Here is a 23,821-nt window from a genome sequence, read left to right as displayed (position 1 = left end):
ACACTAAGGCATAAATTATGAAAAAAATGACTGCCATGCTCTTTTCTCTGGCCGTCGGGCTCAACGCCGTCTCAATGGCAGCGAAAGCAGACGCACCAAAAGAGCAGGAAACGGACGTCCTTTTAATTGGTGGCGGCATCATGAGCGCCACGCTGGGAACCTATCTGCAAGAACTGCAGCCGGACTGGTCCATGACCATGGTCGAGCGCCTCGATGGCGTGGCGCAGGAAAGTTCGAACGGCTGGAATAACGCTGGTACGGGCCATTCGGCACTCATGGAACTGAACTATACGCCGCAGAAAAAGGACGGTTCCATTAGTATCGAGAAGGCGGTAGAGATCAACGAAGCGTTCCAGATCTCGCGTCAGTTCTGGTCCCACCAGGTTAACAGCGGCGTGATGCACGACCCGCACTCCTTCATCAATACCGTGCCGCACATGAGCTTTGTGTGGGGCGAGCAAAACGTGAATTTCCTGCGCGCGCGCTACGCTGCGCTGCAGCAGAGCACCCTGTTCCGCGGGATGAAATACTCCGAAGACCACGCGCAGATTAAAGAGTGGGCGCCGCTGGTCATGGAAGGCCGTGACCCGAACCAGAAAGTGGCGGCGACCCGAACCGAAATTGGCACCGACGTGAACTACGGCGAAATTACCCGTCAGCTGGTGGCGTCCCTGAAGAAGAAAGATAACTTCAATTTGCAGCTCAGCACCGAAGTGCGCGGCTTTAAGCGCAATGCGGACAACAGCTGGAGCGTGACGGTTGCCGATCTGAAAAACAATGAAGCCGAGCACGTCATTAAGGCGAAATTTGTCTTCATCGGTGCGGGCGGCGCGGCGCTGAAGCTGCTGCAGGAGTCCGGTATTCCTGAAGCTGACGACTACGCGGGCTTCCCGGTCGGCGGCCAGTTCCTGGTGTCCGAGAACCCGGAAGTGGTGAACCGTCACCTGGCAAAAGTGTACGGTCAGGCCTCCGTCGGTGCGCCACCGATGTCCGTCCCGCATATCGATACCCGTATGCTTGACGGTAAACGCGTGGTGCTGTTCGGACCGTTCGCGACCTTCTCAACCAAGTTCCTGAAAAACGGCTCCCTCTGGGATCTGCTGAGCGCGACCACCACCTCTAACGTCAAACCGATGATGGACGTGGGCCTGGATAATTTCGACCTGGTGAAATACCTGATTAGCCAGGTGATGCTTTCTGATGAAGAACGCTTCGAGGCGCTGAAAGAGTACTATCCGCAGGCGAAGAAAGAAGACTGGCGTCTGTGGCAGGCGGGTCAGCGCGTGCAGATCATCAAGCGCGATCCGAAAGAGGGCGGCGTGCTGCGTCTGGGGACCGAAGTGGTGAGCGATAAGGATGGCACGATTGCCGCGCTGCTGGGTGCGTCACCAGGTGCATCTACCGCTGCGCCAATCATGCTGCACCTGATGGAAAAAGTGTTTAAAGACAAAGTTGCCAGCCCGGAATGGCAGGCGAAGCTGAAAACCATTATTCCATCCTACGGCACGAAGCTGAACGGTAACGTGGATGCGACGGAACAAGAGCTGGAGTACACCAGCCGCGTTCTGCAGCTGCAGTACGTGAAGCCGCAGGCTGCGGATGCTGCGCCGAAGGCGGAGCTGAAGCCTCAGCCGGAAAACAAGCCGGTTGCGGATATCGCGCTGTAAGGTAAAAGCAAAACGGTAACATCTGTTACCGTTTTTAGTTTAGCAGGTCGGGTAAGGCGAAGCCGCCACCCGACTTCTTTTTAACGAACTACCGCTTGTCCGACCGTCTCTTCTGCCTTCCACACGCGATATTTTACTTCCACGTTTTCAGGCGTATATACCACGATCGGCAACTTGCTGTTGTAGCGCAGCAGGCTGTTGTCGCCCAGATAGGCCGTCACAAATTTCTTCTCTTTCTTGCCGTCCGGGCAGGCCATCATGGTAGAGACCGGAGAGGTCACTTTATCAAAGACGTAATAGTCATAACCCCAGCCTTCCAGGGTTTTGCTTTCCAGCTGGCCGCCCAGACGATGCTGATTGCAGTCCACTTCCAGCGTCTTGCCAATTAACAGTTCGACTTTGTAATTCGCTTCGTCCTGCTGAACCGGCAGTTGAATCACCTGACGCTTCATGCCTTTTTCCGCTTGCGGATAGGGTGCAACTTTTTCCAGCGGCTGCGCTTTTTGGGCGTCGCTGGCGAAAGCGCTGGTGCTGACGCACGCGGCAGCGAGAAGCGCGATGGCAAATTTAGGTGCGTTTTTCATTGTCATTCCTTTATGTCAAAACGGTCCTGAACAGACTAACATAACGAGTATGAATGATTGGTGTGATTTACTTACATTTTCATTATATGCAGCGTAATAAACTCAACATTAACCGTTTTGCCAGGTGTTTGTACTGGTGTGGAGTGTGGCGGGTGTTCGTGTTATTTTAGTCCATCGATAATGTTATTCATCTGTGAAAGGGAAGATATGGTTCGTGCAAAACTGAAAACACCTGAAGGCCGCAAGTTTCTCCTGGCGCTACTCGTCGTGTTTATGATTGCTGCCGCGTGCGTCGGGCGGGCCACCATTGTTGGCGTCATTGAACAGTACAACATCCCTCTCTCCGCCTGGACTACCAGCATGTATGTGCTGCAGTCGGCGATGATCTTCGTTTACAGCCTTGTCTTCACCGTTCTGCTGGCCATCCCGCTGGGCATTTTCTTCCTGGGCGGACGTGAAAAACACTGAGCATTCACCTGCTATAAGAAGCCAGCCTGCAGGCTGGCTTTTTTATATGTGATGATATTTATTCGCATTTCCAGGGTATTCTGTGTCGAACAAGGTCGTTCGACATAAAGCAGGAGATGTTCAATGTTATCCCGGTTTGCAACGCTCAGCCGGATCCCGAAAGGCGTCTGGGTTGTGGGTGGGGTCAGTATGCTGATGGATATTTCCTCGGAGATCATTCACAGCCTGCTGCCGCTGTTTATGGTCACGACGCTGGGGGCCAGCGTGATTTTCATTGGCTTGATTGAAGGCCTGGCTGAAGCCACCGCGCTGTTTATCAAAGTTTTTTCCGGTGCCATCAGTGACTACCTGGGTAAACGTAAAGGACTGGCGGTGCTGGGCTACGGTCTTGGCGCGCTGAGTAAGCCGCTGTTCGCTATCGCCTCTTCGTCGGGCATGATTCTGGGGGCACGCTTAATCGACCGGGTAGGGAAGGGGATCCGGGGCGCGCCGCGCGATGCGCTGGTCGCTGACGTTACGCCGCCGGAACTTCGCGGCGCGGCCTTTGGGCTGCGTCAGTCGATGGATACCGTCGGCGCATTTCTCGGGCCGCTGCTGGCCGTAGGCTTAATGCTGCTGTGGAACGATGATTTCCGCACGATTTTCTGGATCGCGGTGATCCCCGGCGTCCTCGCCGTTGCACTGCTTTTTTTCGGCCTGCATGAGCCGAAAACGCCCGTCGAACATAAACGCACGAACCCCATCAAAAAAGAGAACCTCAGGCGCCTCGGGAAAGGCTGCTGGTGGGTTATTGGCCTGGGCGCCATCTTCACGCTCGCACGTTTCAGTGAAGCCTTTCTTGTCCTGCGCGCACAGCAGTCGGGGGTGCCGCTGGCGCTGATCCCGCTGGTGATGGTGGCCATGAATTTGCTCTATTTCCTGTCAGCCTATCCGTTTGGCAAGTTATCTGACGGGATGAGCCACACCCGACTACTGCAGTGGGGCCTGGTGATGCTGATTGGGGCAGATATTGTGCTGGCGCTAAGCACCCACTGGGCTGGAATGCTTCTGGGCGTTGCGCTTTGGGGAGTGCATATGGGGATGACGCAGGGGCTGCTGGCGGCAATGATCGCAAAAACGGCACCTGCGGATCTGCGCGGTACCGCCTACGGCATTTTTAGTCTGGTCAGCGGCGTGGGATTGTTAGTCGCCAGCCTGGGCGCCGGGGCCATCTGGGAAACGTTTGGCGCGGAGTATACGTTTTATGCCGGAGCCGTGATTTGTCTTGTTACGCTGATGTACCTGCGCAAAACACCGGACGAGGCAAAATAAAAAACCAGCCGTAATAGGCTGGTTTTCAATGTGTTTTTGGTCGGCTCGAGAGGATTTGAACCTCCGACCCCCGACACCCCATGACACCGTTTGTAAAACGTTTAAAGCCGCGTCATTTCTGGTGTTTTACGTTATTTGACTGTATAAACAAACAGTGCTTTATTTGCAAAATTTGCGTTATATACATCAACAAGTTAGCTGTTATTTTTTCCCCATGTTAATAGCAAAAATCATTCTTGCTTCGGGCTGTTTTTTTATTTAAATTACTCAGGCCTATTTATCTATTTGAAGCGTATAAAATTTATTTTTTTAAATTTCGCTTAATTTTTTTTGAGTTCAATCAAAAACATGAAAAAATTTAAGAAACACTGCATTGGTTGTGATAAGAAAATGAAAAATCCTACTAAGGAACATTTCTGGCCAAAATGGCTTATTAAGCATACCAAAATGGAAAAACACACTATAGTTTGGCTCAACGAAAAGAGAATACCGCCTTTAACTGCTACAATTCCTCTATGTGCTGAATGCAATTCAGAATTAGGAGCTAAGTTAGAGGATCCTATGAAGAATATCTTAAGTGACATTGAGGCTGGCAAAGGGATATCAGATAATGAAGCTGAGTTATTTATTCGTTGGGCATGGAAAATGGAGGGTTTTTCATGGCGTTTAGTTTCGCCAGATGGAAATTATTCATCAGTCTATACAGTTAAAGAAAGAGTACTGAAAAAGATTGATCAAGTTAGAGGAAGCTTAGTTTTAGCTATAGCATTAGTCGAAGATGCTTACGAAGGAAGAGATTTTCTTCCGATGGGTTTGTGTAACTTCAACGAAGTTAATGCAATCATTGTATCAGGCGTTATTGGTCATGTGGCTTTTATTGTTCTTACTGATGATCAAATTGGTAAGTTACCGATAAATTATTCTTATTACAGGTTAAACCCATTACGTGATAATTTAGGTGACGCAAAGTTGTACCATCCCACTGTTGGATTTAAAACATTTCGTCAGGCACAAGATTTAACTAGAGACGCTGCGAGTTTAATATCATATTCTTTTGATAAAGAGAATAGTGAAATTATGAAAAAGGCAGAAAGAGAAGTAAAAGGGAATGTTATCCTTTTATAAGAATGATATTGCCGGTGGAAAATTTAATTTAAACAGTAAAAGGATGTCAGTATTATTTTTATTAATGTTTGCATGGTTAATTGCAGTAAATGTATTTTGGCTAGGTTGATATTCATAGCTTAATATGAGTATTAATTTCAAATATCATTTGTTGGCACGGAGCTAGCTATATGTTTAAGGCTAGCTCTATGCATTGATGATAATTTTAAGTTATAAAAATTTGATTAAAATATTTCCATCAGAGGTCTTGGATTTCTCCATGGGGAACTAAAACCCAATTAATATGGTTTTTTGTATATATTTTTGTTGATTTCGCGTCGCTGTGAGCCATTCGTCCTTGAGGATCTATACCCTGCATATCGAAAAGATGCGCTGCCAATGCTCTGATTTCATGAAATGTTGGTCTTTCTTCCATAGGTAAATGGTTGTATAAACCAAGTTTATCGCGAGTAATAGAAAAAGACCGACTTAAATAATCCGGTGCAACTTGGGTGGGGTGTGAAACCTCTTTGCTGCGTTTTACTTGCCGTTCTGGGATCCTGTGAACGATAAAGGGACTGGCTACATTATCCCGGCTGGAATCAATTATGCGTTTTAGCTCATTACCAATAGGGATCGCAACATGTGAGGCCTCCTTCTTTTGTACCTTTTGGCGGTGGATGTAAAGCGTTCCATAGATACCATTCTCTGGCTGTTCGAACCAGACACAACCACAAACGCCATTTTTCGGTTCGCGAATTGAATACCTAATCCTGGATACTTCAAGGCGTGCATGTGTCGTCTGTAAGGCCAAATCCATCGCAGTTCTTAACCACGGCGCCGCAGCACGACGTATAGCCATGAAATGCTCTAGTGAAAGCCGTTGCCTTTTCTTCTCTTCGGTCCTGCGCATTTTCTTCCTAGTTGCTGGGTTATCAAGCATCAAGGATTCATCGACCGCATACGAAAAGAGTTTTTTGAGGAAGCTGACTTTTCTGTTTTGCACGTTCGCGGACGCGCCGGCATTGTATTTGTTAATGTAGGCGTTAACGTGCTCAAGCTCGATATCGCAAGCCGGTATGTTAATGAAAAACTCTTTCACGCGTAGTGCGTCATTGTTCCAATCATCTAAAGTACTCTGAGAAGGGCGTTCGTCTTCAACAGCCCGAGCCATGATGTGATCCACGTGATCTGCAAATGGTTTGGCTTCTCCAGTAACCCCGCCGGATTCTCTAATGAGATTATCAACCGATGGGGAAAGTTCAGGTCTCATTCTAAAGTTGTACTCACGGGCAATAGCTATGGCCATGGCCCGATCCTTACCTATATTCTTCTTCTTTCCTGTAACAAGCGTGAATTTATAAACACCGCGATCTTTATCAAAAAATAAATAATCTGGCAGGTGTCGGTATTCTTTTTTTCTTGGCCTTGCCGCCATGGTTAGCCCTCATTAATCAACTGGCGAACTGCTTGACTAACCATTGAGTCGACGCCCCATTTTTCTGTTTCGCAGACAAAAACAGATCCGTCCACGATACGCCCCATGAGTAAACCATTCTCGACCCAACGTTTAATCGTTCGGTTATCAGGAACAGAGTCATCGGTGAACTCTCGGCGTCCCCATTGACTCGCCTTCATCAGCTTTGCCATGGTTTCCTTCTCCATAAGCCCGGCTGCACCCGGGCTAATAGTATTGTTACTCGCTACTGGTAGTGATGTTCAGCTTCGGTGCTGCAAAAATCTTAATGCCAGCCGTAAGAATCTCGTGAATAGCGTTGTCATTACCAGAACACCAGCCTTCTGCATATTCGCGGCTGAACCCGCTAATGTGCATTACTTCGCCTACGCTACGTTTTGGAAGATTTACCTCCAGCGCCTCCAGTACAGCACTTCGCTTTTCCGCGTTTGCTAGTTGTTCGAGGAGTTCTTCAACTAACGTCACACGCATCACTACCTTCTGACAGTCGTGGCGTTTGGCTCTGGCGATGGTGGCGCGCAGAGTCGCATATTTGTTGGGGGTCATTGGACGGACTCCTGACGAAGATGGTTTATTTCGGCGTCAAGGCTCATTCGCTGGTCCATCGATTCCGTCAAGGCGGCAAATGTAACGTCCAAGCGAGTGGCTACCTCACGCATCAGGGAAGCTTCTGCTGGTGGCAGTTTCCCCGCCGCAGCATGGGCTGCGGCTACCAGTTCTTTTATCTTCATGCGAGGCATGCGCGTGATTCCGTAAGCTCATTGAAACGGTTAATGAACAAACCATATGCCTGGCCTGGGCGAAGAGGAACGATCTGGATAATGTCGCTGGCCGGAATACCTTCGAGGCAAGGCCAGAGTGAGCCGTCGTCGATATCCAGATCGCGGCGTTCCGTGGCAAGCATCACCAGATCGGCGTATTTCACTACCGCTGACATATCAGGGGTGATGCTGAATTTGGCCCGGAGCAGCTGTTCTACCGGGAGCTGCGCGCATGTGACTACGGCGCGCCTACGATCAGAAAGCGTTTCTTCATGGTCATGCGCTGTGACGGCTGCAAGATTCACTGGCCTGAAGCGACTCATGGGGATCCAAAATCACTGGAAGTACAAAGCGGCAAGCTGGCGCCATGGCGTACCGCGGCGGAGTGTATTGACTGGAATATCCCGGCCCGGTCCATCTTCGACCGCAAAAAGCCGCTGGCGGAAAATACGCTCAAACGTATCGCGCGCGGCATCCAGCGCTTTGTTATCGAAAGCGCATCACCTTTCATCGTTAAGTGTAACCACACCGCGACGAAAGGAGGTTATGACCGTTTCCGCGGGCAATCGTTGTTAGAGCCATTGCAGACCATCACTAAAAGCATGGCTACGCGCTGGCGGTACCGCATCTTACTAAATTCCGCACCGGGGCCACCGGGCAGCCAGTGACAGAGTCGGTTCCAACTGTCACCGCTGGTACGTCGGCGCGCCCGGGCGGGAATGGGCATGCGCTTGGCGTAGTTGAGGCCGCCCTGACACCGTTCCTGGCTGGCAATGGCGGCAGTGAGTACCAGGCAAAGCCGCGCCCGCTGGATAAACCCGCTCATACAATCCTCAAGCAGTCCCGCGCGCGCGTGGTTGCGCCGGTCATCGCCCGCCAGTTTGGCGCCAGTGTTGGGCGCAGGGCTGAAGAACCGAGCGCGACGATTACTGCAGGTGGTGGCGGTAAGTCGCAGCTGGTAACTCCAACACTGATCCAGATGGGGTACGGTGAACGCCCAGGGCAAGAACCGCGTGTTCTTCAACTGAATAACCCGCTCAGCACGGTCACTGCTGGTGGTAATAAGTTTGCAACGGTGAGCGCGTTCCTGGCGAAGCACTATGGTGGGAATTACACGGGGCCGAGTGTTGGTATGGATGAGCCTGCCCATTCAGTCACTACTGTTGATCACCACGCGGTAGTTGCGTCGCACCTGGTGAAGCTGCGCGGAACCTGCCGCGACGGTCAGAACATGGATACACCTATGCCGACGATTACCGCTGGTGGCCAGCACGTTGGCGAGGTCCGGACATTCCTCGAAACCTACTGCGGTGATAGCGAGGATGAATGGTTGGTGACGATCGAAGGGGTTAAGTACCAGATCGTCGATATCGGAATGCGCATGCTGCAACCGCATGAGCTTTATAAGGCGCAGGGCTTCCCTGACGGCTACGTTATCGATCAGGACTATCGCGGCAATCGTTACGCCAAAGACAAGCAGGTAGCGCGCTGTGGTAACGCAGTACCGCCGCCGTTCGCTCGCGCGCTGGTAGAAGCAAATCTTCCTGAATTATGTGCAAATCAAAAGTCGGGTGCAGCTGCCTGATATGGAGAAATAGCATGAATCAGTTAACCGCAAAGGGTGTTGTGACAATGTCCAGTCGTGAAATTGCCAGGCTGGTACAGAGCAAACATGGTGATGTGAAGCGCTCAGCTGAGCGCCTTGCATCTGCTGGTATTTTAACCGCGCCGTTGGCGCACACCCCCTACAAACACCCGCAAAACGGGCAAACATACGAGGAGTATTGGTTCAACAAACGTGATTCTCTGGTGATCGTCGCCAGGCTGTCGCCAGAATTTACCGCCGCTGTTGTCGATCGCTGGCAAGAGCTGGAGAACAGTCAGGCCGTAAGTGTCCCGCAAACTTTGCCGGAGGCATTACGTCTCGCCGCGGATCTGGCCGAGCAGAAAGAACAACTGGCCCAGCAGTTAGCCGCTGCCGCGCCGAAAGTTGAGTTTGTCGATCGGTATTGTACTGCTAAAGGCTCAATGTCTTTCCGCCAGGTGGCAAAGCTGTTGCAGGCCAAAGAGACCGATTTCCGCTTGTTCCTTATTGAGAGCGGCATTTTGTACCGGCTCAGTGGAGTGCTGACACCGCGGCACCAGCACATTGCTGCCGGGCGGTTTGAAGTGAAAACTGGCACTACGAGCGAAACAAACTACGCCTTTAGCCAGGCACGTTTTACACCCAAAGGCATCGAGTGGATCGGCGGCCTGTGGACGGCACACATCGCTAAGGGGCATGCCGCGTGAGAGGACTGTTTACAGCCGAGACTGTTCCGCGCCTTGGGCTTGTGCTGTTAAAGCCAGGTAGCGAACTGATGTCTTTGTTTCAACAGGGGCGTGTCCTGGTGGAGCCTCAGCCAAAAAGTATGGCTGGGCTTCCGTCGGGGCTCGTCCCTGATGCCAGGCAGCCGCTGGCAGAAGATAAGTCCCTCGAGGAATTCTTCACCGACGAGAGAGTTATCCGTGCAGCAGGCGGTTTGACCGCGTTGGAATCCTGGTTAGAGCGTAACGTGAAGGAATGCCAGTACCCGCACACTGATTATCACCATCATGAGCTGGTAACGATGCGACATCCCCCTGGATCAATGTTGCTCTGTTGGCATTGCGATAACCAGCTGCGCGAGCAAACCACTGCGGCGCTGGCAGAACTGGCCCGGCGTAATCTCATTAACTGGCTGATCAGTTCCATCCTGTCTTCGCTTTGCTACAACAACGAGCGTGAACTATCCCTCGGTGAATTGTGCTGGTGGGCTGTTTATTCAGGCATTGCTGATGCAATCACGGAAAGGATGGCCCAGCATGCGCTTCGCTTACCGGATGAGCCGTTTTTATCCGTATATCGAGAAAGTGACATTGTGCCGATGCCCCCTGCAAAAAGCATTTTGCAGAAGAAGGCCACCCCTGCGGTCACGGCTGCGAAATTAAAGCATGGAGCAAATCAGGAAGTGGCCTATGACCAGCCAAAGGTTCTGGCTCTGCATGCGGATCCTGAATCCCCTGAATCATTCATGTTGCGTCCAAAACACCGCAGGTGGGTGAATGAGGACTATACCCGGTGGGTTAAAACCCAGCCCTGTGAAGGTTGCCGGCGGCCAGCGGATGATCCACACCATGTCATTGGTCACGGCATGGGCGGTACCGCCACTAAAGCCCACGATTTGTTCGTGATCCCTCTGTGCAGAGAGTGTCACGACAAATTACATGCTGATGTTGCAGCGTTCGAGAAAAAACACGTTACCCAGCTGGAGCTGCTATTCCGGTTTATGAATCGAGCGCTGGCGATCGGCGTAATAACAAAAGCGTAATTGTATGGAGCGCTGAGCATAATGAATTTACAAGAACTGGAATTTACGCGGATTGAACTGCGCCGCGCGCTGGCGGATTTATCAGGCTCGACAAAAGGACTGCTGCAGGCGTTCAGTGAGCATCCACCAGCAGATAAGAACAAATACCCCCGGCACCATCCTGAAATCGTCATGGAGGGTGGGGAAGGCTGTGGGTCTAAGGTTGTAAAAACGCTGGCCACTCCACTTTATGTTCTTGAGACTAGGAGCCGTCGTCTACCTTTACCGCCTATTAAAGATACGGAGTTCGCTTGTTCAGCATGGCGTCGTTCGGTCAATGGTCTGGGTGAGCATTTGCAGGCTTGGGTGCGGTACTGCTATGGCTATGACCTTACTTTCCGGTACCAGACATTAATGTGCCAGCACGTGTGGGAAGAGTTTCAGCGTCAGCATAGCGGCAAAAAAATCCAGGGCCGCGTCACTAAGAAACTGATAGGGCTTGTCTGGCTGGCGGCAGCAAGAAGTTGCTGCCTCTCGTAATAACGATACTTATCAGGAGTATGCTGGTGCAGCTCTGGCGCGCATGGTCAGCGTTGAGCGTTCCACCTGGCTCAGAGTGTATTCTGGCCACTGGGCGGCTTTCAAAGCGTCGTTTGCAGAGATGGACTGCCAGGCACTAAGCGAAATTTTGACACGGTATGAAGAGCATCAAGAGCTGAAAGTGGCGGAAATGTGAGGTAACTTTCACTAACTACTTCAATTGTGCTTGCAAAATGCAACAAAATAAGCGATATTCGATGAAATTTTGATAGGTTGCCAGAGAACTAACATGCCCTGCTTATGCGGGGTTTTTTTATGGCAAAAAGTTATCTGATGTAAGTTAGATACCTGCAAAGACGCATAAAATTGAGATTTGTAGCTGTGATTTTTTTTAGCATTTTCCCGTGACAAGTTGACGTTAACTGTTAGAATCATTCGCAATGATACGGGAAAATACTTCTCGAAAATGCATAATAAATCTAACGATTTCAAAGAGTAAGCTTATAACATGCAGGCTCAAAAAGAGACTAAAGAACAAGATTTGGTCGACATACTGCTAACTCATATCGATTCGCGCACAACCTTATCGCGAGCGTTACAATCGGAAATTGAGCATGAAATTAACCGATTGCCTTCAGAAGCCCGCGCATATGTCACAGCATGGCTGATGGTTGCACTTAACAAGCATGAAGATGCTGTTGAGTGGTTCAATGAAGCTATGAATGGTCCTGATGCCGCTGTTGTGGCTGGTAATTATGTGGCATATCTCAGCCGTTCAGCCCATAATTTGTTCCATAGAAATGAAGTATTCCGTCTGGTTGAAGTTTTTTGTACTCCGCGTATACGCAAAATGGCTAGAAATGCTTCATTTTGCATAGGTAATGATAAACTTGTCAGACAATACACCCTTAAGATGATTGCTCTTCTTGATGGCGCTGAGCGTGAAAAGATTAAGCAAGAGGGGGAACGCATGGTTCAAGCTATTGTTCAGTTCAAAGAGGCGACAAAGCTCACCTCTTCTGAGATCCAGCACATCTGTGACTCAGCTGAAAAAATTGCCAACACTCACGGTGTTAACTGCATCGGTGTTGAGTATTTTCTCAGCGGTGGTAGTGACAATGCGATGATCCTAAACGCTGAAACACAAGATTCCAAAACACTAACCGATATGAATCTTGAGTTAATTTGTATGCTTTCAGACGAAGCATTTATTGACCGTCCGTTCACTTCATGGTTTAAAAGTTCGGATGCTGGGAGTATCGCGGAATGAGCGTCGTTGGCCAAGATTTTGTAGATCATGCTGAAAGGTGCATAACATTCGGCGATGAAATTGGCTATAGAAATGCGGTAGGACGAGCTTACTACGGCGTATACCATGAAATTTGCAGTAAGCTTGAACACTGTTATGTACTTACATCCCATGAAGGAGTTCGGGAGTATTTGTTAAGTGCTGCTAGGTGTAAAAAAGAGCCGTATGATAAGACGGTTCTGCGACAGATAGGTGCCATTCTCCATAATATGCATGTACAGCGGAAATGGGCGGACTATCAGCTTGAGCGTGAACTGCATAAATCAGATGCAGAATCCTCTTTAAACATTGCCAAAGATGCAATGAACAGGATTAGGGAAATGCATGAGGCAGTTTATCCGCCTCCACCCGCAGCCTGAAAAAAATCACCCCAGTAAAACCTCGCAAATGCGGGGTTTTTTTGTCCTAATTGCTGTTAGTTAGTTTCATACGCTCCTTTGACTGGGAGTTCCTTGCTGTGGAAATGGGCGGCTGGTGGGTGTTGTAGCACCCATCCAGCCATAAGCTCATGCTTACAGGTCACAAGCTAACCAAGGCCCACTGCTTTAGCGCAAAAGCATAGTGAGCCTATCAGAGTTACGCTTACGGATCTATGGAAAATACTGTAAATATAAACAGTGCTGAACTTGTCAACGCTGACTGCCTGCAATACCTCGCAACCCTCCAGATAACGCCATCGACCTTATTGTTACGGATCCTCCTTACTTTAAGGTGAAGCCGAACGGCTGGGATAATCAGTGGAACGGTGACGCCGACTATCTTCGCTGGCTTGATATGTGCCTTGCCCAGTTCTGGCGAGTGCTTAAGCCTGCCGGCAGCCTGTATTTGTTTTCAGGTCACCGACTTGCATCCGATATTGAGATCATGATGCGTGAACGCTTCAACGTCATGAACCACATTATCTGGGCGAAGCCATCAGGGCGCTGGAACGGGTGTAATAAAGAAAGCCTGCGCTCTTACTTCCCCGCGACGGAACGCATTCTTTTCGCTGAGCATTATCAGGGGCCATTTAAGCCGAAAAGTGACGGGTTTGCTGACAAAAGCAACGAGGTCAAACAGCAAGTCATGGCTCCGTTAATCACCTACTTTAGGGATGCACGAGCCGAACTGGGGGTCACGTCCAGGCAAATAGCTGACGCCACCGGAAAGAAAAACATGGTATCCCACTGGTTCGGGGCCAGTCAGTGGCAACTACCGAACCAGCAGGATTATGAAAAGCTGCAGGAATTGTTCACTCAGATCGCAATTGAGAAACACCGCGTCTCTGAACTCAAAGCACCTCATCACCAGCTGGTGGCCACGTGGCATTCGTTGAACCGGAAATACCTTGATCTGCTGGAAGAGTACAAATCTCTTCGGCGGCATTTCTCTGTGACAGTAGCCGTGCCCTATACAGACGTCTGGACGCATAAACCCGTCCAGTTCTATCCAGGCAAACACCCGTGCGAAAAGCCCGCTGATATGTTGCGGCAAATCATCAACGCCAGCAGCAGGCCCGGCGATGTGGTAGCTGATTTCTTTATGGGCTCGGGATCAACTGTTAAAGCAGCCATTGAAGTGGGCCGCAAGGCTATTGGCGTAGAACTGGAAGAGGAACGTTTCAACCAGACGGTAAGTGAGGTAAGGCAGCTGGCAGGGGAATAAAAGCTTGGGTCGCTATCGCGGCCCTTTTTATTACCTCAACTGGACACCCGCAACGTAGCGAGGTGAGAGCATGTATCGAATGGAAAAAATCATGACGGGTATTGCATACGGCGCATCGGGAGGGGGGACCGGATACTGGTTGCTTCAGCTTCTCGATAAAGCCTCCCCATCTCAATGGGCGGCTATTGGTGTGCTCGGTAGCCTCATGTTTGGTTTGCTGACGTGGTTAACGAGTCTGTACTTCCAAATCAAAGCGGATCGCCGCAAAGCTGCGCGGGGTGAATGATGTCGAACAAAGCAAAGCTCAGCGCAGCAGTGCTGGCGCTAATCGCGTCAGGGGCATCTGCTCCACTCATTTTCGACCAATTCATCAGCGAGAAAGAAGGCAATGCGCTGGTGGCCGTTGTTGATCCGGGTGGGGTCTGGTCTTTATGTCACGGCGTGACCGTTATCGATGGCAGGCGTGTTGTTAAAGGCATGACGGCCACTGAGGAACAATGCCGGAAGGTTAACGCTATTGAACGCGATAAGGCATTAGCCTGGGTTGATCGCAATATCAAAGTGCCTCTGACAGAGCCACAGAAGGTGGGTATCGCATCCTTCTGCCCGTATAACATCGGCCCCGGTAAATGCTTCCCATCGACCTTCTATAAGCGCATCAACGCAGGTGACCGCATCGGTGCATGCGAGGCAATCCGCTGGTGGATTAAAGACGGTGGCCGCGATTGCCGTCTAACCAAAGGCCAGAAGAATGGCTGCTATGGGCAGGTTGAGCGACGGGACCAGGAAAGTGCTCTTGCATGCTGGGGGATAAGCAAGTGAGTCGATTAACCTCTATTATTACCGCGGTGGTTATCTGCTTTTTGGTCTCTATGGCATGGGCTGTTTACCACTATCGCGGCAACGCCATCACCTATAAAGACCAGCGCGATAAAGCCATTGAAAAGCTCAGCCTAGCGAGCGCCACTATAAAAGACATGCAGACCCGCCAGCATGACGTCGCTGCACTGGATGCCAAGTACACTGGAGAAATGGCTAATGCTAAAGCTACTATCGATCAGCTTCAACGTGATGTTGCTTCTGGCAAGCGTCGGCTGCAGCTCAACGCCAGATGTACCACGAACGGAGCGACCAGCACCGGCGGCTTGGGCGATGCTTCCGGCCCCCGACCTTTTGACTCCGCTGAACGGGTTTATTTCACCCTCAGAGAACGAATCGTCACAGTGACGAAGCAGGTAGACTATCTGCAGAATTACATAAGAGAGCAGTGCTTTCAATAGATTACAGCTCTTTACCTTCTGATATTTTCTCTCCTCTAAATGGATTTCCTGCTAATATAGTCCAGTCACTCACGGTTTAACGTGCCTTGACTATAGAACTATTTACGTTGAATGTTTCTCATTTTCTACAAGCAAGTTCATTGATGAATGTGAGAAAAATAATATCTTCAAAGTCAAAAGGGGATGAGAAAATGATATCGTTACTATTTGGCGCCGGAGCCAGTTTTGGTGCCGAGTTACATAAGCCTGTTCCTCCTTTAGGAAATAACTTATTTGATAAACTTGTGGAACTGGGTGGCGCGTTTTCTGAATTGCCGGATGATATTAAGCAGGAGTTCAGACTACACGGATTCGAAAAAGGTATGTTGAGCATACCTAATGACAGTAGAGTCATTAACCCCCTTCAGAAGGAAATAGCAAAATACTTATCCTCATTTAAACCGAGCAATGAAAATGCTTATGTAAGACTATTTCGTTCGCTGAGAGAGTATGCGAAGCATGTTAATGTCATCACACTGAATTATGATTTGCTTATTGAGCATGCTATGCTTATGTCTGGCGCACAAAAAGTTTCATATGGTCTAGATGCCAATGAGCAAAATTATAGTGTTTTGAAAGTTCATGGCTCTGCTAATTTTGTGCCAGTACTAGCACCTAATGTTATCTTTGAGGGTAATGTATCCATTGGTTGTGGTGCATTTATTGAAACTAATCAGATACTTTCATTAAATAGCCATGAAGAAATCATAAAGTGGTGTGATTCACGCCAAAACTCGGATCTCAGTCCGATAATGTGTATGTATAACAAAGAGAAACGTGTGGTGATTAACCCTAAATACCTTGAGTCAAAGAGGAAGGAATATGCAGACGTTGTCTCAAATACTAAGACGTTAATAATTGTTGGGGTTAAATATATTGCGCATGATAACCACATATGGGATGTAATACTTGATTCAGCCCCGGAATTAATAATTGTCGATCCATACCCATCTGAAGAGTTTTTATTGTTATTGCAACAAAGAAACATCACTCATACTCTGATGCGTGATTCATTTTATAAAAGCGTACTAAAGTTATCATTATATATAAGGAATAGAGTTAAAATTTACCCTCAAATTTAAAATCTTATCTATCAATGAGTTGGCAGTTCGTTTTTTAGTAAAGGGGAGGTTGCAAATAGTGTTCCGCTAAGGTTTTATGAGGAAAACAAACATTGTTAGGTATGTAGGGAAGCTCTGTCAAAATGAATGCAGGGAGAGTTGTAATCGTTATTTCAGGTGATGATCATGTCCAAAAGTTATTCGGTCAAAAATATTTAAAACGCCCTTTTAATTGGGCTTTTTTATGTGCTGGATACGCGAACCTATACCTTGCTGACTAATTTTGAAAAGAGGTTAGCAGCTAATCACATTATGCAAATGATATTTGTTATCTTTTACGGGTCCTTTCCGGCGATCCGCCCTGTTACGGGGCGGCGACCTCGCAGGTTCTCTCTATTTATGAAAATTTTCAGGATTTTGCCTTTTCCGTTCTTCTTCTTGCTAAATATCTGTCTTTGCTGGGTATAACCCACAACAAGAAAGGAAGTGTTAAAGCCTGGTAGTAGTCATTTTACCCGGCATGGTTTCCTTACCCTGTGTTTCGCCTGGAGTTCGTCATGGAGGTCAATAAAAAACGCCTTTCGGAGATTTTTGGTGTCAGCATCCGCACGATCCAGAACTGGCAGGATCAGGGAATGCCAGTTGCGCGCGGTGGTGGAAAAGGTAATGAAGTGCTTTATGACTCTGCCGCCGTAATCGAATGGTATTCCGCCCGTGACGCAGCGATAGAAAACGAAAAGCTGCGCAAAGAGGTTGAACAGCTGAGAGTTGATTCAGAATCAGACCTTGTGCCTGGCACGATTGATTATGAGCGCCATAGGCTTACCCGAGCCCAGGCTGATGCTCAGGAACTAAAAAATGCAAAAGAGTCCGCTGAGGTGGTGGAGACCGCATTCTGCACGTTCGTGCTGTCGCGGATACCGCAACCGGCACCGGCACAAACTGGACCGCTGCGGCCAGCCAGGTCCGCGCTGGCCAGACGATTATCGTCATGTCTAACCCGGTGCAGATGTTCCAGATTTCATCCGTGAACAGCGCAACGTCCATGACTGTTACGCCAGCTGCATCACCGGCGTTAAGCGGCCAGAAGTATGGAATCCTGGTGTCCGACAATATCTCAGTTGACGGACTGGCACAGGCGATGTCACAGCTCATCAAGGAGTTTGACGAGAACATTGGCGCGTGGGAGACGTTCGCCACTACCTCAGCCAACCAGAATATCACCGTTACAATCAACGGCACCGCGATAACAATCCCGGGCATCGGCAAACTGGTTCAAAAAGGGAGCAATGGAGCGACTCCTATTACGCAGGGCGGGACGGGGGCAACGAATGCTGCTGACGCTCGTGTAAACCTCGAGTTAGGAACTGCTGCAACCAAAAATACTGGCACCTCAAAAGGAGAAGTACCGTTAATTGGCACACTGGGTTTTGGATTTGCTCAACAAATCAATAACTTCAACCAATACTATGATCGCGCTATTTTTCTTGCTACTGACGCGCCGTACTCATGGTTCCCAGGAAGCCAGCAGGGAACAATTATCAATGTACCTTACCCTTCGAACACACAATTTGTTTCCCGGTGGATGGGCGACACGAGCGGCAGAGCCTTTTTCCAGTCAGTAGTTAACGGGGCGTACAGCAACGCGGCAGAAATTTGCATGATTGGAAAGAGCGTCACAGTTGATGGAAACGGGTTCATCAAGAAAGCATCACCCATAGTGAATATTTATGGGGATGGAAGTGCGGCAACTAACGAAGAGTCCGATGGAGTAACCGTACAGCGCATCGACAAGGGAGTATATCTGATAGAAGGATGTATGGGATTGAATTCAGATGCCGCCTGGGGCGGAATAGATGGCGGTTTTGAAATACCCGCTGATCGAAATAAGCAGCCTTTAATCTGGCTGGATTTTGAGGTTAATGCTGACGGTTCAGTGTTGGTGAAAACCTATCACCGCACGCATTCATCCGCTCCTGAATTTGCACGAAACGAGCTGGAGGGGATTAAGGATGGCGATCCGGTTGATATCCCGGCAGATCAGTTCGTCAGTGTCCGTGTAGAAATGCCAGCTAACAGCATCTGGAATAAGAAACTTGATGCGACCAGAACTGCACTTAATGACGAGCCGGAACAATCTGTTTAACAGATGGCTTAATTCTGCTCACCCAAGGCCATTGTCGAAAAATTTACAAAAGCCATAATTCGAAGCGACATAGAAACTTAGAAACGAAACGGCGAAGCTTTAAGCAGTCAGGGTAGTACCTCTGTCTTGCGCGCTCATTCAAATGAAACTACTGTATATAAAAACAGTATTTAAGGTGTGTGTAATGGAATTCATCAGGCCAACAGAACTGCGAGAAATTATCGCTCTTCCGCTTTTCAGTGACTTAGTACAGTGTGGTTTCCCCAGCCCTGCAGCTGATTACGTTGAACAGCGTATTGATCTCAATGAGTTACTTGTTGCTCACCCGAGCTCCACATACTTCGTTAAAGCCGCGGGTGATTCAATGATCGAAGCCGGGATCAGCGACGGTGATCTGCTGGTGGTGGACAGCTCACGCACAGCTGAGCATGGTGACATTGTCATCGCCGCGGTGGAAGGGGAGTTCACTGTTAAGCGCCTGCAGCTGCGCCCGACCGTGCAGCTCAATCCTATGAACAGCGCTTATAGTCCGATCGTTGTTGGCAACGAAGATACTCTGGACGTTTTCGGCGTTGTTACTTTCATCGTTAAATCGGCGAGCTAAGTATGTTCGCGCTCTGTGATGTGAATTCGTTCTATGCATCATGCGAGACGGTTTTTCGGCCCGATCTAAGGGGGCGGCCGGTAGTTGTTCTGTCAAATAACGATGGCTGTGTAATCGCACGCAGCGCCGAGGCCAAGGCGGTTGGAATTACCATGGGAGAGCCGTTCTTCAAGCAAAAGGAGTTGTTCAGGCGCGCAGGTGTGGTTTGCTTCAGCAGCAATTACGAGCTTTACGCTGACATGTCCAACAGGGTAATGACGACGCTTGAGGAAATGAGTCCCCGCGTCGAAATTTACAGCATTGACGAAGCTTTTTGCGACCTGACAGGTGTTCGTAACTGCCGGGACCTGACGGAGTTCGGTAAAGAGATCCGCGCTACGGTTCTGAAGCGTACGCACCTGACTATCGGGGTTGGCATCTCGCAGACGAAAACCCTCGCTAAGCTGGCAAATCACGCCGCCAAGAAATGGCAGCGCCAGACCGGCGGGGTGGTCGATTTGTCCAATATCGATCGCCAGCGCCGGTTGTTGGCTATTGTGCCTGTGGAGGATGTCTGGGGTGTCGGCAGGCGCATCAGCAAGAAGCTTAACGCCATGGGCATTAAAACTGCCCAAGACCTATCGGAGCAGAGCACATGGATAATCAGGAAGCACTTTAACGTTGTTCTCGAGCGAACCGTCCGGGAGCTGCGTGGCGAGCCTTGTCTTGATTTGGAAGAGTTTGCGCCAGCTAAGCAGGAAATCGTCTGCAGTCGGTCATTTGGCGAACGCGTCACCGAGTACGAACAGATGCGTCAGGCTATCTGCAGTTATGCTGCCCGCGGTGCTGAAAAACTGCGTGGTGAGCACCAGTATTGCCGCTTTATCTCGGCGTTCGTGAAGACCTCACCTTTCGCCCTAAATGAGCCATATTACGGCAACAGTGCGTCAATGAATCTTCTCACCCCTACACAGGATTCCCGCGACATCATCAACGCCGCGGTAAAGTGCCTGGACAAAATCTGGAAGGATGGCCACAGGTATCAGAAAGCCGGCATTATGCTGGGTGATTTCTTCAGTCAGGGGGGGGCCCCAGCTCAACTTATTCGATGAAAACGCGCCGCGGGCCGGTAGCGATAAACTGATGGAGGTTCTTGATCAACTCAATGCCAGAGACGGCAGAGGAACGCTCTACTTTGCCGGGCAAGGCATTCAGCAACAGTGGCAAATGAAGCGAGAAATGTTGTCGCCTCGATATACGACGAGATATTCAGATCTGCTTAGAGTCCGATAAATTTTCCTGATGTCTTGGTCCGCTGTGTGCCAGAAGCGAAAACTGGGACAATAGTATTCTATGTAGAGAAAGATCAGGTTATATCCGTTAGAGCCTGGTTGGAGGAAACAAGGCTCTAATGGGAGAAACAATCTTTTTTTACTTTGAAGTGGGAAGTCTGAGCGCCAAAGAATTCTGATGTAATTCCTCAAATAGCTCCGACCAGATATTTAGAGCCTCCATAGTAGTTCGGATCGTCGCATACTCTTCACTGTCATGAAGTGTTGCTGACGAAACTGCTGAAAAAAGTGCGCTTTTCTGACACTGATTCAAAAGGGCCCTAACAATTTTATTTAACTCTCTTTTCCTTGCAGGAATTGGAGAGGCCAGATAGTTTTTTAATTTTTCCTCTGCTTTTTCAATCCATTCTTCAATAAGTGTCCCAACTTTACAGCGTTCCGTAACGTAATGTTCACTGTCGTTTAAATTAAGAACATCTACGGTCATAACACCCGTCGGATTTCTTCCCTTCAATCTATAAGCTTTTAAATAAATGTAATCTGCTGGATTATCGACGGCAGGATTGATAATAGGCTCGGCAACGACATCATGATCGCTTTTTGTACCGTTGCAGTGTCGGCAAGCAGGTAAGAGATTATTCCACTCTATGACATCATCTGGATAATCATCTTTATGCTTGAAATGGTCTATTTCTAGATATGTGCTTTTCTGATTAAGAATTACTTCGCAATAGACACACTTATTGTTCCCTAACGTAAGGCATGCGTCTTTAACATCCTGATTCTGCCACACATGAGTTTTATTGGATTTATATAATTGGGTTAGTTCAGCAACCTTATTAGGATGAAAAAAGACAGGCGTGAAATTACGGTCGACCTTAATCATGAGTCTTCCCCGCTGTCCTCTAACATATCAATGCTCATACTTAAAGATTTTCGCAGCACGTTCTTCGGATGCAAGATAGTGTCCAGATACATATAAGATACGCGGGCATTTTCATGATCCTCCGCATCGATGTAACGATAAAATTCTTGGAGCTTATGCTCAAGCTCTTTACTTAATGTACTTTCCATCCCCATCACATCGCGCAGCACTTCATCAATAGTCCAACCCGTATAGCCATTCTCACGCCCCGTATGACTGCGCACCTTGGTCTCACCATTTTCTGCCTGTTCCAATGCAATGATCTGCTCAGGCTTACCATTCTGTACTACATGTGGGCTGTGGGTAGTCACAATAAACTGTGTTTGAGGGAACATTCTCGTTATCACTTCAGTGATGCGTGCTTGCCATTCAGGATGGAGATGCATCTCAATTTCATCAATGATGATGATGCCATCGAAATCAGCTGCATAAATATCTTCTTTGATAAAGCGAAGCTCAATCTCTTTGATAATTCCAATGATGATTGCCATGCAGGATTTGAATCCAGATGAAAGATACTCGTACCATATTTCTCCATTAGGAGTGTTCACAAAGATATCGAAATTACGCCCATCAATACGACTGAAACTATAATCTTGATTTAGTTGATAAATGCATGAGAGTGCCAGCGATAGATTTCTTTTTGAGTTTTCCGTGAATATTCCTTTTTGTGAATCTTCCAGCAGATAGCGCTTAGCAAGCCACCCTTTTAAATCGTTAAATAAAACACCTTTACTGTTCTAATGAGAAATGTTACTTTCATCTCTTTCGGGATCTTCACCTATATTGGAAAGTCTGGAATAGGGAAGATTTCTTTCGATGTCGAAGCGAATAAGATAGCGAATATCACGTATTTGAGTATGATAGCTTGGTTGTACACTTGGGGCTATGGGCTCAACGTTTGAAATGAATTCGGTAACTGAGTCGTCAAAAAGAATAGCAATTTTTACATTACCATTCTCCTCACTCATAACGTTTTTTTTGATATTCGATCCATGTCTGATGAACATAAATGCAATTGCATCAAGTATAGTCGACTTACCTATCCCGTTAGGTCCGCAAATGATATTCATCGCCTCGGAAAAAGATATTTTTAGGTTCTTTATTCCACCGATGTTGTTGATTTCTATGTTTTTGACTTTCAATATTCTTCCCTCATCTAAAAACTGCATACATTTCTAGGAATAAAAGGACCGTTGGGGCGGTGCATTATTCACCTTCATTTTCACAATGTTCGAATCTCCGGTTAGTATACCTTTACTGCACTCATTTTACGCTACGAGATTCACACAATTTGACCTGACTTGCTTCCAGTGGATTCGCACATCTCGATGTTTGTTCTGAACAACGTTCTGAAAATAAGAAATGAGAACTTCCGCTTTTCGCTCATTTCGGAAGTGACAGGTCTCTTTTGACCGTACTATTGTGATGCCTCGATTAGCTCCGGACCCTGGTTCTTCACATTGCCCAAGGCGCGCGTCACGGCATACCAGATAAACTTGTCGGCTGGCACGGCACTGTCGGCTGCTATCTCTTCAGCTTCTTTCCCGCATATATCCTGTCGCATCCATTCGCGTGCTGCTTCCGGAGTCAGAACCAGTGGTCGGCGATCGTGAATATCGACCAGACCTTTATCAGCTGCAGACGTCACGATGAGAAAACCTTCAGCTTCGTCTCCACGCTCAAATGGCTTGCTGCCAATAGCCGCAATAAATATCGGCTGGCCGTCAGCGCGATGAATGAAGTCGGGCTGTTTTTTGTCTCCTTCTTTCTTCCACTCGAACCAGCCGCCAGCGAAGCAAATCGCTCGGCCATGTTGCCAGAGAGGCTTAAACATTATGCTGGTGGCCGCCGTCTCTAAACGCGCGTTAATCAGTGGCGGCTTATCCCACCACCCGGGCGCGTAACCCCAAAGCACCGGATCGAGATGTAGCTGCTCGTCGCGTTCGCTCAACAGAAGGACTTTTGTACCGGGCGCGACGTTGTACCGACCAATAGGCTCTGGGTCATATGCGATGTCACGATCGGCTTCATCTGCCAGGTAAGCAAGATATTCTTCACGAGTTTGGGATTGTGCAAAACGTCCACACATAGAAACCTCCAGTCGGATGTCAGACTGAAAGTATAGGGTAGGGAGAAAAATCAGCGCGCTGGTTAAGTCTTACAAACGGGTTCGTGGCGATTATGCTGACGAGGAAGAGAGGCGTAAAGCGATACGTTGTGAAACTGGAAGGAGCTACGCAAAGTTGCGACAATGCCAAAAGAGAACGCTAAATCCGGTAGGGGATCCGATTCCGCTGT

At 48.6% G+C, this 23,821-nt stretch carries 21 protein-coding genes and 7 pseudogenes; 18 read left to right on the top strand and 10 right to left on the bottom strand.

The window, feature by feature from the left end:
* The first annotated feature begins 17 nt into the window (after positions 1-17).
* Positions 18-1,667, top strand: a complete 1,650-nt coding sequence (gene mqo, locus ACMGGH_RS21195; RefSeq protein WP_028013892.1) for a malate dehydrogenase (quinone) — start codon at positions 18-20, stop codon at positions 1,665-1,667.
* Between the two features lie 80 nt (positions 1,668-1,747).
* On the opposite strand, the gene eco is transcribed toward mqo, so the two are convergent.
* The gene (eco, locus tag ACMGGH_RS21190) at positions 1,748-2,251 is read right to left on the bottom strand and encodes a serine protease inhibitor ecotin (RefSeq protein WP_028013891.1); all 504 of its coding nucleotides are present in this window, start codon (positions 2,249-2,251) and stop codon (positions 1,748-1,750) included.
* A 207-nt stretch (positions 2,252-2,458) separates the two neighbouring features.
* On the opposite strand from eco, the gene ACMGGH_RS21185 reads away from it, so the two are divergent.
* The 3 genes from ACMGGH_RS21185 to ACMGGH_RS21175 all read left to right on the top strand — a co-directional run bounded on the left by ACMGGH_RS21185 (position 2,459) and on the right by ACMGGH_RS21175 (position 5,155).
* Positions 2,459-2,719 (top strand): DUF2534 family protein, encoded by a 261-nt coding sequence (locus ACMGGH_RS21185; protein ID WP_008500962.1) that lies wholly within the window; start codon positions 2,459-2,461, stop codon positions 2,717-2,719.
* Positions 2,720-2,842: 123 nt separating this feature from the next.
* Positions 2,843-4,030 carry an MFS transporter gene (locus tag ACMGGH_RS21180; RefSeq protein ID WP_028013889.1) on the top strand — a complete coding sequence of 396 codons (1,188 nt, stop codon included), beginning with the start codon at positions 2,843-2,845 and terminating at the stop codon, positions 4,028-4,030.
* Positions 4,031-4,420: 390 nt separating this feature from the next.
* Positions 4,421-5,155: a hypothetical protein gene (locus ACMGGH_RS21175; protein WP_192986510.1), complete on the top strand. Its 735-nt coding sequence runs from the start codon at positions 4,421-4,423 to the stop codon at positions 5,153-5,155.
* A gap of 238 nt (positions 5,156-5,393) precedes the next feature.
* Here ACMGGH_RS21175 and ACMGGH_RS21170 read toward each other — a convergent pair whose 3' ends face one another.
* From ACMGGH_RS21170 to ACMGGH_RS21150, 5 genes and pseudogenes are all read right to left on the bottom strand, one after another.
* The gene (locus ACMGGH_RS21170) at positions 5,394-6,572 is read right to left on the bottom strand and encodes a phage integrase Arm DNA-binding domain-containing protein (protein WP_232948414.1); all 1,179 of its coding nucleotides are present in this window, start codon (positions 6,570-6,572) and stop codon (positions 5,394-5,396) included.
* 2 nt (positions 6,573-6,574) lie between these two features.
* Positions 6,575-6,784: a hypothetical protein gene (locus ACMGGH_RS21165; protein ID WP_047055370.1), complete on the bottom strand. Its 210-nt coding sequence runs from the start codon at positions 6,782-6,784 to the stop codon at positions 6,575-6,577.
* A gap of 46 nt (positions 6,785-6,830) precedes the next feature.
* Positions 6,831-7,031 (bottom strand): annotated as a pseudogene (locus tag ACMGGH_RS21160) (hypothetical protein); the annotation flags it as partial.
* 122 nt (positions 7,032-7,153) lie between these two features.
* Entirely contained in the window at positions 7,154-7,351 is a 198-nt protein-coding gene (locus tag ACMGGH_RS21155) for a hypothetical protein (protein ID WP_016247400.1), read from the bottom strand.
* Positions 7,339-7,581, bottom strand: a pseudogene (locus tag ACMGGH_RS21150) (HD family hydrolase); the annotation flags it as partial. The pseudogene ACMGGH_RS21150 and the gene ACMGGH_RS21155, both read right to left, overlap by 13 nt.
* A 6-nt stretch (positions 7,582-7,587) precedes the next feature.
* Between ACMGGH_RS21150 and ACMGGH_RS21145 the strand changes: the two are divergent.
* The 14 genes and pseudogenes from ACMGGH_RS21145 to ACMGGH_RS21080 form a co-directional block, all read left to right on the top strand.
* Positions 7,588-8,957, top strand: a pseudogene (locus ACMGGH_RS21145) (DNA cytosine methyltransferase); the annotation flags it as partial.
* Between the two features lie 14 nt (positions 8,958-8,971).
* Positions 8,972-9,664, top strand: a complete 693-nt coding sequence (locus tag ACMGGH_RS21140) for a phage antirepressor KilAC domain-containing protein (protein ID WP_232948417.1) — start codon at positions 8,972-8,974, stop codon at positions 9,662-9,664.
* Positions 9,661-10,722 carry a DUF968 domain-containing protein gene (locus ACMGGH_RS21135; protein ID WP_232948418.1) on the top strand — a complete coding sequence of 354 codons (1,062 nt, stop codon included), beginning with the start codon at positions 9,661-9,663 and terminating at the stop codon, positions 10,720-10,722. The genes ACMGGH_RS21140 and ACMGGH_RS21135 overlap by 4 nt, the downstream gene beginning before the upstream one ends.
* A gap of 21 nt (positions 10,723-10,743) precedes the next feature.
* Positions 10,744-11,437, top strand: a pseudogene (locus ACMGGH_RS21130) (bacteriophage antitermination protein Q).
* A gap of 312 nt (positions 11,438-11,749) precedes the next feature.
* The gene (locus ACMGGH_RS21125) at positions 11,750-12,511 is read left to right on the top strand and encodes a hypothetical protein (protein ID WP_232948419.1); all 762 of its coding nucleotides are present in this window, start codon (positions 11,750-11,752) and stop codon (positions 12,509-12,511) included.
* Between the two features lie 631 nt (positions 12,512-13,142).
* A pseudogene (locus ACMGGH_RS21120) lies at positions 13,143-14,194 on the top strand (DNA-methyltransferase).
* Positions 14,195-14,264: 70 nt separating this feature from the next.
* Positions 14,265-14,480, top strand: a complete 216-nt coding sequence (locus tag ACMGGH_RS21115) for a class II holin family protein (RefSeq protein ID WP_232948420.1) — start codon at positions 14,265-14,267, stop codon at positions 14,478-14,480.
* Positions 14,480-15,016: a lysozyme gene (locus tag ACMGGH_RS21110; protein ID WP_192986643.1), complete on the top strand. Its 537-nt coding sequence runs from the start codon at positions 14,480-14,482 to the stop codon at positions 15,014-15,016. The genes ACMGGH_RS21115 and ACMGGH_RS21110 overlap by 1 nt, the downstream gene beginning before the upstream one ends.
* Complete coding sequence (locus ACMGGH_RS21105) at positions 15,013-15,474, top strand: lysis protein (RefSeq protein WP_232948421.1); 462 nt, start codon at positions 15,013-15,015, stop codon at positions 15,472-15,474. The genes ACMGGH_RS21110 and ACMGGH_RS21105 overlap by 4 nt, the downstream gene beginning before the upstream one ends.
* 191 nt (positions 15,475-15,665) lie before the next feature.
* On the top strand, positions 15,666-16,595 hold the full coding sequence (locus tag ACMGGH_RS21100) for a hypothetical protein (RefSeq protein WP_232948422.1): 930 nt from the start codon (positions 15,666-15,668) through the stop codon (positions 16,593-16,595).
* Positions 16,596-17,131: 536 nt separating this feature from the next.
* Positions 17,132-17,494, top strand: a pseudogene (locus ACMGGH_RS21095) (terminase small subunit); the annotation flags it as partial.
* A 71-nt stretch (positions 17,495-17,565) separates the two neighbouring features.
* Positions 17,566-18,720 carry a phage tail protein gene (locus ACMGGH_RS21090; protein ID WP_232948423.1) on the top strand — a complete coding sequence of 385 codons (1,155 nt, stop codon included), beginning with the start codon at positions 17,566-17,568 and terminating at the stop codon, positions 18,718-18,720.
* A gap of 184 nt (positions 18,721-18,904) precedes the next feature.
* Positions 18,905-19,324, top strand: coding sequence for a translesion error-prone DNA polymerase V autoproteolytic subunit (locus tag ACMGGH_RS21085; protein ID WP_232948424.1), 420 nt, complete (start codon positions 18,905-18,907; stop codon positions 19,322-19,324).
* Positions 19,325-19,326: 2 nt separating this feature from the next.
* Positions 19,327-20,596: pseudogene (locus ACMGGH_RS21080) on the top strand (Y-family DNA polymerase).
* A 138-nt stretch (positions 20,597-20,734) separates the two neighbouring features.
* On the opposite strand, the gene ACMGGH_RS21075 reads toward ACMGGH_RS21080, so the two are convergent.
* From ACMGGH_RS21075 to ACMGGH_RS21060, 4 genes are all read right to left on the bottom strand, one after another.
* Positions 20,735-21,481 (bottom strand): HNH endonuclease, encoded by a 747-nt coding sequence (locus ACMGGH_RS21075; RefSeq protein ID WP_142484301.1) that lies wholly within the window; start codon positions 21,479-21,481, stop codon positions 20,735-20,737.
* On the bottom strand, positions 21,478-22,098 hold the full coding sequence (locus ACMGGH_RS21070) for an AAA family ATPase (protein WP_420299212.1): 621 nt from the start codon (positions 22,096-22,098) through the stop codon (positions 21,478-21,480). The genes ACMGGH_RS21075 and ACMGGH_RS21070 overlap by 4 nt, the downstream gene beginning before the upstream one ends.
* 162 nt (positions 22,099-22,260) lie before the next feature.
* Complete coding sequence (locus ACMGGH_RS21065) at positions 22,261-22,692, bottom strand: AAA family ATPase (RefSeq protein ID WP_232948426.1); 432 nt, start codon at positions 22,690-22,692, stop codon at positions 22,261-22,263.
* Between the two features lie 248 nt (positions 22,693-22,940).
* A complete protein-coding gene (locus tag ACMGGH_RS21060) occupies positions 22,941-23,612 on the bottom strand; it encodes an SOS response-associated peptidase (RefSeq protein WP_232948427.1) in 672 nt (223 codons plus the stop codon).
* Positions 23,613-23,821: the final 209 nt, after the last annotated feature.

Source organism: Enterobacter sp. BNK-16, assembly GCF_048684955.1.
GTDB lineage: Bacteria > Pseudomonadota > Gammaproteobacteria > Enterobacterales > Enterobacteriaceae > Enterobacter > Enterobacter bugandensis.
The sequence above is the reverse complement of the archived record's forward strand: the minus strand, read 5'-3'. Positions and strand labels throughout refer to the sequence as shown.

What these genes read in the sequence shown, in the direction of transcription:
- ACMGGH_RS21140 (WP_232948417.1), top strand. Translation starts at nt 8,972, where the DNA reads ATGAATCAGTTAACCGCAAAGGGTGTTGTGACAATGTCCAGTCGTGAA.
- ACMGGH_RS21185 (WP_008500962.1), top strand. Translation starts at nt 2,459, where the DNA reads ATGGTTCGTGCAAAACTGAAAACACCTGAAGGCCGCAAGTTTCTCCTG.
- ACMGGH_RS21090 (WP_232948423.1), top strand. Translation starts at nt 17,566, where the DNA reads ATGTCTAACCCGGTGCAGATGTTCCAGATTTCATCCGTGAACAGCGCA.
- ACMGGH_RS21165 (WP_047055370.1), bottom strand. Translation starts at nt 6,784, where the DNA reads ATGGCAAAGCTGATGAAGGCGAGTCAATGGGGACGCCGAGAGTTCACC.
- ACMGGH_RS21155 (WP_016247400.1), bottom strand. Translation starts at nt 7,351, where the DNA reads ATGCCTCGCATGAAGATAAAAGAACTGGTAGCCGCAGCCCATGCTGCG.
- ACMGGH_RS21060 (WP_232948427.1), bottom strand. Translation starts at nt 23,612, where the DNA reads ATGTGTGGACGTTTTGCACAATCCCAAACTCGTGAAGAATATCTTGCT.
- ACMGGH_RS21085 (WP_232948424.1), top strand. Translation starts at nt 18,905, where the DNA reads ATGGAATTCATCAGGCCAACAGAACTGCGAGAAATTATCGCTCTTCCG.
- mqo (WP_028013892.1), top strand. Translation starts at nt 18, where the DNA reads ATGAAAAAAATGACTGCCATGCTCTTTTCTCTGGCCGTCGGGCTCAAC.
- ACMGGH_RS21175 (WP_192986510.1), top strand. Translation starts at nt 4,421, where the DNA reads ATGAAAAATCCTACTAAGGAACATTTCTGGCCAAAATGGCTTATTAAG.
- ACMGGH_RS21100 (WP_232948422.1), top strand. Translation starts at nt 15,666, where the DNA reads ATGATATCGTTACTATTTGGCGCCGGAGCCAGTTTTGGTGCCGAGTTA.
- ACMGGH_RS21075 (WP_142484301.1), bottom strand. Translation starts at nt 21,481, where the DNA reads ATGATTAAGGTCGACCGTAATTTCACGCCTGTCTTTTTTCATCCTAAT.
- ACMGGH_RS21180 (WP_028013889.1), top strand. Translation starts at nt 2,843, where the DNA reads ATGTTATCCCGGTTTGCAACGCTCAGCCGGATCCCGAAAGGCGTCTGG.
- ACMGGH_RS21065 (WP_232948426.1), bottom strand. Translation starts at nt 22,692, where the DNA reads ATGCAGTTTTTAGATGAGGGAAGAATATTGAAAGTCAAAAACATAGAA.
- ACMGGH_RS21115 (WP_232948420.1), top strand. Translation starts at nt 14,265, where the DNA reads ATGTATCGAATGGAAAAAATCATGACGGGTATTGCATACGGCGCATCG.
- ACMGGH_RS21125 (WP_232948419.1), top strand. Translation starts at nt 11,750, where the DNA reads ATGCAGGCTCAAAAAGAGACTAAAGAACAAGATTTGGTCGACATACTG.
- eco (WP_028013891.1), bottom strand. Translation starts at nt 2,251, where the DNA reads ATGAAAAACGCACCTAAATTTGCCATCGCGCTTCTCGCTGCCGCGTGC.
- ACMGGH_RS21170 (WP_232948414.1), bottom strand. Translation starts at nt 6,572, where the DNA reads ATGGCGGCAAGGCCAAGAAAAAAAGAATACCGACACCTGCCAGATTAT.
- ACMGGH_RS21110 (WP_192986643.1), top strand. Translation starts at nt 14,480, where the DNA reads ATGTCGAACAAAGCAAAGCTCAGCGCAGCAGTGCTGGCGCTAATCGCG.